Source organism: Halovibrio variabilis (genome assembly GCF_007991175.1).
GTDB lineage: Bacteria > Pseudomonadota > Gammaproteobacteria > Pseudomonadales > Halomonadaceae > Vreelandella > Vreelandella variabilis.
Window position 1 is genome coordinate 37,605 of the sequence record NZ_BJXV01000004.1, and the last position, 12,256, is coordinate 49,860.

The window sequence follows — 12,256 nt, forward strand, 5'->3', positions numbered from 1 at the left end:
CACTAATTTTAATTAAAGTTTATATTTTTACAGCGACAACATCCACCCTGCATGGTCAGGGACACAGTTAATAAATACGGCACATTTATCATTATAAATTAGTTGCGTCTATATTTTTATAGTGATAATTGTAGTTCGACAGCTTCAGGTAGGTTGCGACATCGTCCGTGGTTGAAACGGAAAACCAACAAACCGAGACAAGAGGCATCACCGTGAAAAGAATAGTCAACCCCATCGCAGCGGTGGCGTTTGCCACGACCAGCACTTTTGCCATAGCACAAACGCCGCCCAACGTTCTGGTCGTCGGCCAGATCGCTGAACCCCAGTCTCTGGACCCGCATGCCGTGACCGCGGTGAACGACTTCCGGATACTGGTCAACCTATATGACGGCCTGGTTCGCTATGCCGACGGCACCCTCGAAGTCGAACCGTCCCTTGCCGAAAGCTGGGATATCAGCGACGACGGCACCGTCTATAAATTCCAGTTGCGTGATGATGTGGAATTTCATGACGGCACCCCGTTCGATGCTGAAGCGGTTGTCTTCAACTTCGAGCGCATGCTGGACGAGGACCACCCCTATTATGACACCGGCCCGTTTCCGCTCGCTTTCTACTTCAGCCAGATAGATACCGTGGAAGCCACCGCTGAACACGAGGTCACCTTCACTCTTAACGAACCGTTCGCCCCCTTCCTCTCTAATCTGGCCTACCCCACCGGTCTGCTGATTTCTCCACAGGCCGTGCGTGAGCATGGTGAAAATATCGGCCGTCACCCTGTCGGCACCGGCGCCTACCAGTTCGAAGAGTGGGAAAGCAATTCACGCGTTGTGCTTACTCGCAACAACGACTACTGGGATGGCGCGCCGGATTTGGAAGCGGTTGTCTTCAGACCTATCACTGATGCCAACACTCGGGTTGCCGAAATGCGATCCGGTGGCATTGATATGATGGTCGAAGTCCCGCCCGACAACGTCTCCATGTTCAAAGAAGATCCCATGTTCCAGGTCTACGAGCAGGCAGGACCGCACGTCTGGTTTGTCATTCTCAACATGCGCAATGAACTGCTGCAGGACAAACGCGTGCGCCAAGCGCTGAATTACGCTGTCGATAAAGAGGCACTCGTCAACGACGTGCTGCAGGGAACCGCCACCGTCGCCGACAGCCCGATTGCCCCGGCCTTCAACTGGGCCTATAACGACGAGCTGGATGGTTATCCCTACAACCCGGACCGCGCACGTGAACTGCTGGAAGAAGCCGGCGCCGTGGGAGAGGAACTCACCTTCTATGTCACTGAAGGTGGTTCCGGCATGCTCGACCCCATCAATATGGGAACCGCTATACAGGCGAATCTTGAATCCGTGGGCCTGGACATCAGCATAGAAACCTATGAATGGAATACCTTCCTCGGCCGCGTAAACGCAGGATTGGAAGGCGAAGCGGACATGGCAGAAATGGCTTGGATGACCAACGATCCAGACACTCTGCCCTTCCTGGCTTTGCGGTCTGACGCCATGCCAGACGAGGGTGGTTTCAACTCCGGTTACTACAGCAACGCGGATGTGGACAAACTGCTTGAGCAGGCCCGCACTTCCACCAGTCAGGAGGAACGGGCTCGGCTGTACAAGGAAGCACAGGCCATAATCGTGGAAGATGCTCCCTGGATCTTTGTCGCCAACTGGCAACAAAATGCCGTGGCAACTGACCGGGTTGAAAACTTCCATCTGCAGCCCTCTTTCCTGCTGCAGTTGAGGGACGTGCGCAAACCGTAACGGAGAACAACCAAGCTGTGCATGCTGACAGTAAGCTGCGCCTTTGGCCACGCACTGTGCATTGATCACGGTGCGTGGCCAGGGCCCCACGCCACCGCTGTCAGCAGTGAGCGATCAGCACGGTCATACCGACGGCCTTTCACCTTTGAGGGCGCTTCGCGCCCGGTCTTAGCATCATAAATCCAGAACAAGAGTGTCGAACCATGGCCACACCACTCTGGCGTTACGTAGGCAAGCGACTGCTCCTACTGATCCCCGTGCTGTTCGGGCTCAGTCTTATCGTCTTTTTCATTATGGCCCTGATTCCGGGCGACCCGGCTCAGGCCATACTGGGCTCTTATGCCACTCCGGAAAACGTGGCCCGGTTGAACGCCCAACTGGGATTGGACAAGTCCCTGCCGCAACAATACCTGACTTGGCTCGGCAATATCTTCCAAGGCGATTTCGGGCGCTCCTACAACCAAAACCGGGAAGTCATCAGTATTATCGCTGAACGTTTCGGTGCCACTCTGATTCTCGCGGGCACAGCACTCGTGCTGTGTTCCATTTTTGGTCTGCTAGCCGGCATCATTTCCGCCAGCCGCCAGTATGGCCTGGTCGACAAGGCCATCACGCTGATTGTGCTAATCGGCATCTCGATGCCAGCTTTCTGGCTCGGCCTGCTGATGATCATGCTGTTTGCCGTCGAATGGCGACTGCTGCCAGCCAGTGGCATGTTTTCCATCTATGGAGGCGGGGATCTTCCCGACCTGATACGCCATCTGATTTTGCCGGCCGGCACGCTGGCGTTTATCGCTACCGGTGTAATCGCCCGTCTGACCCGCGCCAGCATGCTGGAGGTTCTGCGGCAGGACTTCATTCGCACAGCGCGTGCCAAAGGTGTGAATGAACGACGGGTTATCTACCGGCATGCCTTCAAAGCGGCGCTGGTGTCCATTGTCCCTGTTATTGGCATTCAGGCAGGTTTTGTACTCGGCGGTGCTGTCTACATAGAAACCGTGTTCCAGTGGCCCGGCATGGGCAGTATGTTGGTCAATGCCATTTCCACTCGAGATCTGCTGCTGGTGCAGGGTGGGGTCCTGGTCATCGCCGCAGCCTATGTGCTGATTAACCTGGCCGCAGACGTGGTGCAATTCATTCTGGACCCAAGGGTGACGGCATGACCACCAATGCTCAGGCTCCTCTGCTTAGCCGCCTCTTCGGACGACGTCACAGCCGAACCTCCCCCCTGGCCCTGCTGGTGCGTAACCGCTTGGCTGCAGCCGGCCTAGTGGTGTTGTGTCTTGTGGTTTTCATCGCTCTCATTACGCCCTGGTTACCGCTGCCTGATCCGAACGCCACCCAACCCAGTGACCGATTGATTCCCCCTTTCACTACTGGCCACTGGCTGGGTACGGACCAGCTTGGCCGTGACATTCTATCACGCCTGCTCTGGGGAACCCGGGTCTCCCTCGTGGTGGGCATTGCCGCCACCCTGGTCGCGGCTCTCATCGGCTCCACCATCGGCATTGTAGCCGGCTATTTCGGCAAGCGTGTGGACAGCACGCTGATGCGCGGCATCGACATGATGATGGCCTTCCCCTACATCCTGCTGGCACTGGCCATTGTTGCCGTGCTCGGGCCGGGCCTGCTGAACGCACTCTATGCCATTGCCATTGTGAACATACCGTTCTTTGCGCGTAATGTACGCGGCGTGACAGTTACCCTGCGTAACCGGGAGTTCGTCGACGCCGCGCTGCTGTCCGGCAAGAATCATTTTCTGATACTGGTTACAGAAATTCTGCCCAACGTCCTGCCCGTCATTGTCATCACCATGTCCACCACCGTGGGTTGGATGATCCTGGAAACAGCCGGTCTCTCCTTTCTGGGACTAGGCGCTCAGCCGCCTCAGGCAGACCTGGGCTCAATGCTGGGTGAAGGCAGACGCCTGATCTCGACGGCGCCCTTTGTTTCGACCGTGCCGGGGGTCATGATCTTCATCCTGGTCATGAGCATCAACCTTCTAGGTGACGGGATACGCGATGCGCTGGACCCGCGTCTCAAGGCCGGTGCCCTGCGCCGCCCGGCCGCGAGAACCAGAACCTCGGTCGAAGCGCGCCAAGCTTCGCAGTACGAGCAGAGGGGGGTCTTGGACGTGCGCGCACTGCGCACCGAGTTTCACCTGGACAACCAGGTCCACCGGGCGGTTAACGGTCCGACTTTCTCAATAGAAGCTGGTGAATGCTTGGGCATCATAGGCGAATCAGGCTCAGGCAAGTCGGTCACCGCCATGTCCCTGCTCGGTCTGGTGGCCTCCCCCCCAGGCATGATCATGGGTGGCCAAGTCAATTACCGTGACACTAACCTGCTGGGCATTTCAGACAATGATCTGCGCCGTTACCGCGGCGGTGAACTCGCCTACATTTTTCAGGACCCGCTGTCCACACTGCACCCTCTCTTTACTGTGGGCGACCAACTGGTCGAAGCCATGCGATCACACTATGCAATTTCCTATACCGACGCTTGGAAGAAAGCGGTGACCCTACTGGAAGAAGTACGCATACCAAATGCCGCTAACCGAGCGCATTCCTATCCGCACCAGTTGTCAGGTGGCATGCGTCAACGTGTGAGTATCGCCATGGCGCTGGCCAATGAACCGAAACTGATCATTGCCGATGAACCGACTACAGCACTGGATGTTACCGTGCAGGCACAGATACTGGCGCTTTTGAACCGCCTGCGTGACGACAAGGGGGCCAGCCTGATGTTCATCACGCATGATTTCGGCGTGGTGCGCCAGGTGTGCCATCGGGTTGCGGTCATGTACGCCGGCGAAATTGTCGAGATCGGCCCGGTGGAAGAGATTCTGGCGCAACCAGCTCATCCCTATACCAGACGCCTGATCAGCTGTGTGCCCGACGTCGAAAGAAAGACCGGTAAGCTGGAAGAGATCCCGGGGCTGCCCCCCCAAGTCAACAATCTGCCCGAGGGCTGCAAGTTTGCCGACCGCTGTGACATGGTCGCAGACCAGTGCCGCCAGGCGCCCATTGAACTGAAAACCATGAACGAACGGCACCAAGCACGCTGCATTTTCGCCAAGGAGGTAGTATGACCGCACTACCGACAGGCTCAACGATGCAGGCCAGCAACCATCTGGCCGTCTCAGACCTGGTCAAACAGTTTGGCGGCGGCCGTTCGCTGATCGGCCGTGAACTGCCCGCCGTGCATGCCGTGCGCAAACTGGCTTTCCATGTAGAAGCCGGAGAAATCCTTGGCATCGTGGGTGAATCCGGCTGTGGCAAGTCCACGGTGGCCCGCATGCTGGTTGGGCTGGACGCACCGACATCAGGCCGCATTGAGCTGGGCGGCAGCCCACTGGCTGAGCCCGGCAAACCCATCCATCGGCGGGCGCTCGCCAACCGGATCCAATATGTGTTTCAGGACCCGCTGAGTTCCCTCAACCCACGCAAGACCATACGGCAAATCCTCACCGCCCCCTTGGTCTATCTGAAGCACATGGACAAGGAACAGATCGAAACCCGCCTGAAGGAACTCATGGAACAGGTCAACCTACGAGCGGAGTTTCTCAGTCGTTACCCGCACGAGTTTTCGGGTGGCCAGGCACAACGTATCGGTGTGGCGCGGGCGCTGGCCGCCGAACCCGAAGTTCTGGTGCTTGACGAACCGGTCTCGGCGTTGGATGTCTCGGTACAGGCCCAGGTGCTGAACCTACTACAAGACCTGCGTAAGCGCTTCAATCTGACTTATGTGTTCATCAGTCACGACTTGGGTGTAGTGCGTAATCTGTGTGACCGCGTCGCCGTCATGTACTTCGGGCGCATTGTCGAGACAGCTGACACCGATACCCTGTTCAGCAACCCACAACACCATTACACCCGCCTGCTACTGGACTCAGTGCCGGGTACAGGTAAGCAGCTCAGTGTAGGTGACCAGGCCAACGCCGAACTGCCCGACCCGTTGAAGCCGCCGCCGGGCTGTGCTTTTGCCGCACGCTGCCCGGCAGCAACTGACCAGTGCCGACAGACAGATCCCGAACTGAAGGGAACCGACGCGCATGCCGTGGCGTGTTATCATCCGGAAAAATGATAAGGTATCTGCCTCTTTCCAAAGGAGTTTTCATGCCCGGCAAAACCACCAAACGATCGGATGAAGTCATCGGCCATCTGAAAGACTGGATTGTCGAGCAAGGTCTGCGCCCAGGCGACCGCCTGCCTCAGGAGAAAGCTCTGTTGGACCAGTTTCATGCCAGCAAAGGTACGATCCGGGAAGCCCTGAAGGGGCTGGAGGCGCAGGGACTGATTGTCACCCGAACTGGGCCCGGCGGCGGCGCCTTTGTCTCGGATATGCCGCCGGACCACATGACGTCCCTGCTGACGAACTATTTCTACTTCAAGGATATTTCAATCCACGACATCTACCAGATGCGCATCCAGCTGGAGCCCGAGCTGGCCGCCAGTGTCGTGGGGCTCCTTACCGACGACGACTTTCGGCGCCTGCAGACGACCATGACCATCTATCATCAGCCGCCGGAAACCCAGGACGAAGAACACCGCATGCGCTTAGCTGAGCTAAGTTTCCACGAAGTCTTGGTGACGCTCTGCCCGAACCCGCTTTTGGCCTTTACCTGTCACTTCCTGCTCGGGTTGCTGAAAAATCTGCGGCTCTGCCATGACATTTACGACTTGCCCAACCCGGCCCTCTGGGAAACCGGCAAGCGTTACCAGATGGAGTTGCTGGAAGCCTTCAAGCGGGAAGACAAGACCGAAGTCCGCACCATTATGCGGGAACATATGCGCCGTGCTGAATCTCTGATGGAAGCACAAGAGACCATCATCCTCGATCGGGTTCTTTAGACTCCGTTCTCGAACGCCCATGCCGGGAAATCTGACCCGCACCGCTGCCTGATTGGCTATTTGAAATGAACAGCCAGCGCCAGGGCAAAGTAAGCCGCCGCGCGCATTGGGCCTACCGTGTGCGAGCTGTAGGACCCGATACCAATGCGGAAAAGATCCCACACACTAATTGCCATGCCTACCAACCTTCACAACGTTTTATTCCCGCCTTTTAGTCCTTCGCAGCTCCGACGGCCAAACGTCGAGTGAATAACCGCAATATCGACGTGCCAACACAGAAGTGTGACGATATAATGAACATTCACCCATGCATGTTTTCTCATGTGCATTTCATTGCTCAATAGCAACGCTGCGAACCTACAAAGGATGTTGGTATGTCTGCTCCCCCTCCCTGGCCAATAGGATTTAAAACCATCTTAGTGCGTGCGGTACTGTACGTATTATTTATCGGTGCGATTGTCCAAGGTGCTTATTTAGAAGCCCTTTATCTCCCTTCAGTACGTTTTACTGAGCTGGGCTTTACCGAGCTTACCCAAACGCTAGTACTGTTCACCTGCTGCGCCATGCTGATTTATATTCGCCAAGTGCTTAAAGTCTGGCCTACCGTCACGCTGCTACTGCTGGCGTTTGTGGCTTCCTCGCTGGTACGCGAACAGGATTATTTTTTAGATACCTATGTGGCTGAAAACACCTGGAAGGTGCTTGTCGCGCTGATAATTCTTCCATCGCTATTTTGGGTGGTTAAGCAGCGCCAACGCTTTCTTGAGGAGTTCGCCCATTACAGCAACACCTTTGCCTTTGGTCTGTTTACAGCAGGCGTGCTGACCACCTATATTTTCTCACGCCTATATGGACGAACAATCATGTGGCAAGCCGTGCTAGACGATCAATACGTGCGTATCTTCAAGGACGTGGCCGAAGAAGTGGTTGAACTACTCGGTTACAGCTTGATTTTGATCGCCACCTTAGAGCTACTGCTGCTGGCTAGGCGTATTTATCGGGCTCGGAAGATATCCGCTTAAACGCCGCAACAATCGCCTAATTGTCTTCAACAAAAAGCCCGCCGTTCATAGAACGGCGGGCTTTTTGATCTTAGGCGGCTACTGTCTATTCACCGTCCTCTATTTACCTCTTACCACTCTCAAAGCAATCACTCGTCGAGGAACGAACGCAGCGGCTCAGAGCGGCTGGGGTGACGCAGCTTGCGCAGCGCTTTGGCTTCAATCTGACGAATTCGCTCGCGAGTTACGTCAAACTGCTTGCCCACTTCTTCAAGCGTATGGTCGGTGTTCATATCAATACCGAAACGCATGCGCAGGACTTTCGCTTCCCGCGCGGTCAAGCCGCCTAACACGTTGCGCGTGGCTTCGATAAGGCCTTCACCGGTAGCCATATCAATGGGCAGCAGCATGGTGCCGTCTTCGATAAAGTCGCCCAGGTGGGAGTCATCGTCGTCACCAATCGGCGTCTCCATGGAGATCGGCTCTTTGGCAATTTTGAGCACCTTACGCACTTTGTCTTCCGGCATTTCCAAACGCTCGCCCAGCTCTTCAGGCGTCGGCTCACGGCCCATTTCCTGGAGCATCTGCCGCGATACGCGATTGAGCTTATTGATCGTCTCAATCATATGCACCGGAATACGGATGGTGCGTGCCTGATCGGCAATCGAACGGGTGATCGCCTGACGAATCCACCAGGTCGCATAGGTCGAGAACTTATAGCCACGGCGGTATTCGAATTTATCGACCGCTTTCATCAAACCGATGTTGCCTTCCTGGATAAGATCCAAGAATTGCAGACCACGGTTGGTGTACTTCTTGGCGATCGAGATCACCAAGCGCAGGTTAGCTTCCACCATCTCTTTCTTAGCACGGCGCGCTTTCGCCTCACCGATGGAGAGCTTGCGGTTCACCTCTTTAAGGTCGGAAACCGAAAGCTGCACCATGTCCTCTTCAAAGGCGATCTTACGCTGCGCACGGGCAATATCAGCACGCAGTGGCTCAAGACGGTCGGCGTATTTACTCTGCGCCGCCTGGAAATCATCCAGCCACGTTTTGCGCGACTCGTTGCCAGGAAACGACTTGATAAACGTCTTACGCGGCACCTTGGCTTTTTTGACACATAGCTGCATCACCGCTTTTTCTTGAGCACGTACTTGCTCAACGCTGATACGCACTTGGCCGACTAGACGTTCAAAGTGCTTAGGCACCAGCTTGATCGGCGAGAAAAGTACCGCGAGGCGGGCTTGCTCGGCCTTAAGCTCGGCACTGCCGCGGCCATGCTTAGCATAGGCGGCTTCCACTAGGGCGTTTTGCTCGCGAATCTGTTCAAAACGCGCACGCGCTTCTTCGGGATCCGGACCACCTTCGCTGGCAGTGGAATCTTCGTCCTCCTCGTCGCCGTCGCCTTCAACGTCATCTTTAACCTCGGGCTCTGGCTCCGGTTCGGGCACCTCTGCTTCGGCCACGCCGGGAATGCCTTCATCGGGATCGATAAAGCCAGAAAACAGATCTGAAAGACGTCCCGGCGCTTCTTCATCCTGGGTAGCGTCGTAGGCGTTTAGAATAGACGCAACGGCTCCCGGCAAATAGGCCAGCGACGACATCACCTCACGGGTGCCCTCCTCAATCCGCTTGGCGATTTCAATTTCGCCTTCGCGGGTCAGAAGCTCAACCGTACCCATTTCACGCATGTACATGCGCACTGGGTCAGTGGTGCGGCCCACATCACTTTCCACGGCGGCAAGGGCCGCGACAGCCTCTTCCGCAGCGGACTCGTCCGTGGATTGATCCGACATCATCAACGTGTCTTCATCAGGGGCCTCTTCAGCGACACTTATACCCATGTCGTTGATCATGCCAATGATGTCTTCCACTTGATCCGGGTCGGCGATATCCTCAGGTAGATGGTCGTTGACCTCGGCATAGGTCAGGTAGCCCTGTTCCTTGCCTCGAGCGATCAACTCCTTCAGACGCGACTGCTGCTGCGCATTTCCAGCCATAGAAACCCTATCTCGACGAAGAAGAATGAAACACCTAGAGCGCTGAATCGATTAAACTCAACAAGCCGAACAGTATAGCGTAATCTGCCGGAAATTTTCCAGCTTGACGTATTTGCGCGGTCATTCAGGTGTGTTAGGTTATTTGGTTCGGTCAACACTTGATGTCTCGGTGTATGACCGTTTATCTGGTGTCGACGCCGTGGGAATTCAACCCCCAGCGCCTCAACACTGACCTACTAGCGCTTGCTTGCAGCCAACAGATGCATAAAGTTTAGCCGCTCCTCAGCAGTTAGCTTCTCACCAGACTCCTGCTTTTTTACTAATGCAGAGAACTGCTGCATCATTACATCGACCTCTTTCTTAGGATCGTTTTTCTCTTTCATAGCTTTAAGATAATTCACATTATCTATAAGCTCTGTTTCTCGATATTCCTTACTAAGCAATAATTCTTTTTGGGCTATTTCGTTTAATCGCCGCCCCTGATCAGTGCCTTGAAAATGCGCCAATACCACCTGAGGGCTTCGGTAACGCCCCGCTTTAAGGAGAGCAATCAGCTCTTGGCAGAGCAGCGCATCGTCGTCGGCTGGCAGCCACGCCAACGACTCGGGCAGTGCGGCCACCAAACTAGGCTCATGCAACAACAGCTGCACGATACGCCCGACCGGAGAAAGCGCCTGGGATATTGGCCGAGATGACGGAGCAGACGCTGCTTGCTTCGTGGCAGACTGGGAAGGTGGCGCTGAATCGGCTCCCAACGGCTCAGCCTGCCCTTGTACAAGGCCCTTAAGGGCACGCTGCTCAGCTGCTTGTGTACGCTTTTCAAGCAGCCCTTTCAACTGCTCCTGCGCCAGCCCGCTACGCTGTGCCAACGACTCCAGCAGTAGCGATTTGAGCATTCCTTCCGGCACTTTGTTCAATGCCTCAAGCACCTGACTGGCAAATCGCTCACGCCCTTCCACAGTGTTTACGTCGCGCCCCCGGGCCGCCTGCTCAAACAGAAACTCCGACAGCGGCATGGCACAGGTCACACGATCCTGAAACGCCTCGGCACCTTCACGACGCACCAATGTGTCCGGGTCATCACCTTCGGGCAGAAACAGAAAGCGCGCTTCGCGGCCATCGATCATTTGTGGCAGCGCGGTTTCCAGTGCGCGACTGGCCGCCTGCCTGCCCGCACGGTCGCCATCGAAGCAGAACACCACGCGACTCACCAGCCGAAACAGGCGGGTCAAATGGTCTTCCGTGGTGGCGGTACCCAGCGTTGCCACGGCGTTATGAATACCGTATTGGGCCAGCGCTACTACATCCATGTAGCCTTCGACCATGACGAGCTGCTCAAGCTTGTTTGACGCTTGGCGCGCCTCATACAAGCCGTAAAGCTCGCGGCCTTTATGGAACACCGGCGTTTCCGGCGAGTTGAGGTATTTGGGCTGATCGTCACCCATCACTCGACCGCCGAAAGCAATCGTTCGTCCGCGCAGGTCGCGAATGGGGAACATGACCCGATCACGAAAGCGGTCGTAGGTACGCCCGGTGTCTTCACGGTGAATCAGCAGACCGTACTCCACCTGCACCGACTCCCCAATACCGCGCTCGCTGAGGTGCTGTTTTAGCGCCTCCCAGCCAGCCGGGGCATAGCCAATACCATACGTCTTGATCACGTCGTCCGAGAGCCCGCGACCCAACAAATAGCGCTGGGCGGCCTGGCCCTCTTGCATCTTTAACCGCTCGCGATAAAAACTGGCGGCAAGCTCAAGCAGGTTAACGCCCTCTTTGCGCTTTTGCTCGCGCTGCTGAGCACGCGGGTCATCGGCACCTTCGCGAGGCACTTCAATCCCCAGGCGCCCAGCCAACTGCTCAACCGCTTCGGGAAACGGCAGCTTGTCGTACTCCATCAAAAAGCGCAGCGCATTGCCATTGGCACCACAGCCAAAGCAGTGGTAAAACTGCTTATCCGCACTGACGGTAAACGATGGGGTTTTTTCTTGATGGAAGGGACACAGCCCTGAGTAGTTACGACCGGCCTTTTTAAGCTGCACACGCTCACCGACCACCTCGACCACATCGACGCGGCCTAACAGGTCATCAATAAAACGCTGTGGAATTTGGCCTGCCATGAACGTCGGGCATCCTCGCGCATAGCGCTTACTCGCTAACGTTTAAGTCCCTGCTTAGGGTCATCAGACCCAATGCCAGATCACCTTAAACAGCGATGGATAACAACAATAATGCAAAAGCGAAAAACAAACGGCCACCTAGTGGCGGCCGCTTGGCATCCCTCTTGAGACGGCCAGCTAACTGCTCTGACCCCCTCGGGTACGGATCAATAGAGCCGTTCGAAACGCTTTTGCTCACGCTGCACTTTCTTAGCGTGGCGTTTTACGGCAGCTGCCGCTTTGCGTTTACGCTCAGCAGTCGGCTTCTCATAGTGCTCGCGGCGGCGTACTTCGGAAAGAACACCGGCTTTTTCGCAAGAACGCTTGAAGCGACGCAAGGCGACGTCAAACGGCTCGTTATCACGTACTTTTACAGAAGGCATTAAGCACTCACCTACCTTAAGGAGTCTTGAGTTCAGATAGTACGTGCACTGCGATATCGCGGTTCATATTGCGACTAACAACGCGGTGCACGAC

At 55.9% G+C, this 12,256-nt stretch carries 9 protein-coding genes and 1 pseudogene; 6 read left to right on the top strand and 4 right to left on the bottom strand.

What is annotated here, in order from left to right; all coding sequences use genetic code 11:
• Positions 1-167: 167 nt before the first annotated feature.
• The 5 genes from HVA01_RS04760 to HVA01_RS04780 all read left to right on the top strand — a co-directional run bounded on the left by HVA01_RS04760 (position 168) and on the right by HVA01_RS04780 (position 6,622).
• Positions 168-1,769 carry an ABC transporter substrate-binding protein gene (locus tag HVA01_RS04760; RefSeq protein WP_246129469.1) on the top strand — a complete coding sequence of 534 codons (1,602 nt, stop codon included), beginning with the start codon at positions 168-170 and terminating at the stop codon, positions 1,767-1,769.
• Between the two features lie 203 nt (positions 1,770-1,972).
• Positions 1,973-2,932 (top strand): ABC transporter permease, encoded by a 960-nt coding sequence (locus HVA01_RS04765; RefSeq protein WP_146873435.1) that lies wholly within the window; start codon positions 1,973-1,975, stop codon positions 2,930-2,932.
• Positions 2,929-4,860 carry a dipeptide/oligopeptide/nickel ABC transporter permease/ATP-binding protein gene (locus tag HVA01_RS04770; RefSeq protein WP_146873437.1) on the top strand — a complete coding sequence of 644 codons (1,932 nt, stop codon included), beginning with the start codon at positions 2,929-2,931 and terminating at the stop codon, positions 4,858-4,860. Before HVA01_RS04765 ends, HVA01_RS04770 begins: the two co-directional genes overlap by 4 nt.
• Positions 4,857-5,855, top strand: coding sequence for an ABC transporter ATP-binding protein (locus HVA01_RS04775; RefSeq protein ID WP_246129470.1), 999 nt, complete (start codon positions 4,857-4,859; stop codon positions 5,853-5,855). The genes HVA01_RS04770 and HVA01_RS04775 overlap by 4 nt, the downstream gene beginning before the upstream one ends.
• 32 nt (positions 5,856-5,887) lie before the next feature.
• The gene (locus HVA01_RS04780) at positions 5,888-6,622 is read left to right on the top strand and encodes a FadR/GntR family transcriptional regulator (protein ID WP_146873439.1); all 735 of its coding nucleotides are present in this window, start codon (positions 5,888-5,890) and stop codon (positions 6,620-6,622) included.
• 74 nt (positions 6,623-6,696) lie between these two features.
• On the opposite strand, the pseudogene HVA01_RS17750 reads toward HVA01_RS04780, so the two are convergent.
• Positions 6,697-6,798, bottom strand: a pseudogene (locus HVA01_RS17750) (serine dehydratase beta chain); the annotation flags it as partial.
• 198 nt (positions 6,799-6,996) lie between these two features.
• Here HVA01_RS17750 and HVA01_RS04790 point away from each other — a divergent pair.
• Positions 6,997-7,644, top strand: a complete 648-nt coding sequence (locus HVA01_RS04790) for a hypothetical protein (RefSeq protein WP_146873441.1) — start codon at positions 6,997-6,999, stop codon at positions 7,642-7,644.
• Positions 7,645-7,772: 128 nt separating this feature from the next.
• Here HVA01_RS04790 and rpoD read toward each other — a convergent pair whose 3' ends face one another.
• From rpoD to rpsU, 3 genes are all read right to left on the bottom strand, one after another.
• Positions 7,773-9,623 (bottom strand): RNA polymerase sigma factor RpoD, encoded by a 1,851-nt coding sequence (rpoD, locus tag HVA01_RS04795; RefSeq protein ID WP_146873443.1) that lies wholly within the window; start codon positions 9,621-9,623, stop codon positions 7,773-7,775.
• Positions 9,624-9,859: 236 nt separating this feature from the next.
• Positions 9,860-11,740, bottom strand: a complete 1,881-nt coding sequence (gene dnaG, locus HVA01_RS04800; RefSeq protein WP_146873445.1) for a DNA primase — start codon at positions 11,738-11,740, stop codon at positions 9,860-9,862.
• A 206-nt stretch (positions 11,741-11,946) separates the two neighbouring features.
• Positions 11,947-12,162 (bottom strand): 30S ribosomal protein S21, encoded by a 216-nt coding sequence (gene rpsU, locus HVA01_RS04805; RefSeq protein ID WP_008956349.1) that lies wholly within the window; start codon positions 12,160-12,162, stop codon positions 11,947-11,949.
• Between the last annotated feature and the right edge of the window lie 94 nt (positions 12,163-12,256).

What these genes read in the sequence shown, in the direction of transcription:
- HVA01_RS04775 (WP_246129470.1), top strand. Translation starts at nt 4,857, where the DNA reads ATGACCGCACTACCGACAGGCTCAACGATGCAGGCCAGCAACCATCTG.
- rpsU (WP_008956349.1), bottom strand. Translation starts at nt 12,162, where the DNA reads ATGCCTTCTGTAAAAGTACGTGATAACGAGCCGTTTGACGTCGCCTTG.
- HVA01_RS04770 (WP_146873437.1), top strand. Translation starts at nt 2,929, where the DNA reads ATGACCACCAATGCTCAGGCTCCTCTGCTTAGCCGCCTCTTCGGACGA.
- HVA01_RS04790 (WP_146873441.1), top strand. Translation starts at nt 6,997, where the DNA reads ATGTCTGCTCCCCCTCCCTGGCCAATAGGATTTAAAACCATCTTAGTG.
- dnaG (WP_146873445.1), bottom strand. Translation starts at nt 11,740, where the DNA reads ATGGCAGGCCAAATTCCACAGCGTTTTATTGATGACCTGTTAGGCCGC.
- HVA01_RS04780 (WP_146873439.1), top strand. Translation starts at nt 5,888, where the DNA reads ATGCCCGGCAAAACCACCAAACGATCGGATGAAGTCATCGGCCATCTG.
- HVA01_RS04765 (WP_146873435.1), top strand. Translation starts at nt 1,973, where the DNA reads ATGGCCACACCACTCTGGCGTTACGTAGGCAAGCGACTGCTCCTACTG.
- rpoD (WP_146873443.1), bottom strand. Translation starts at nt 9,623, where the DNA reads ATGGCTGGAAATGCGCAGCAGCAGTCGCGTCTGAAGGAGTTGATCGCT.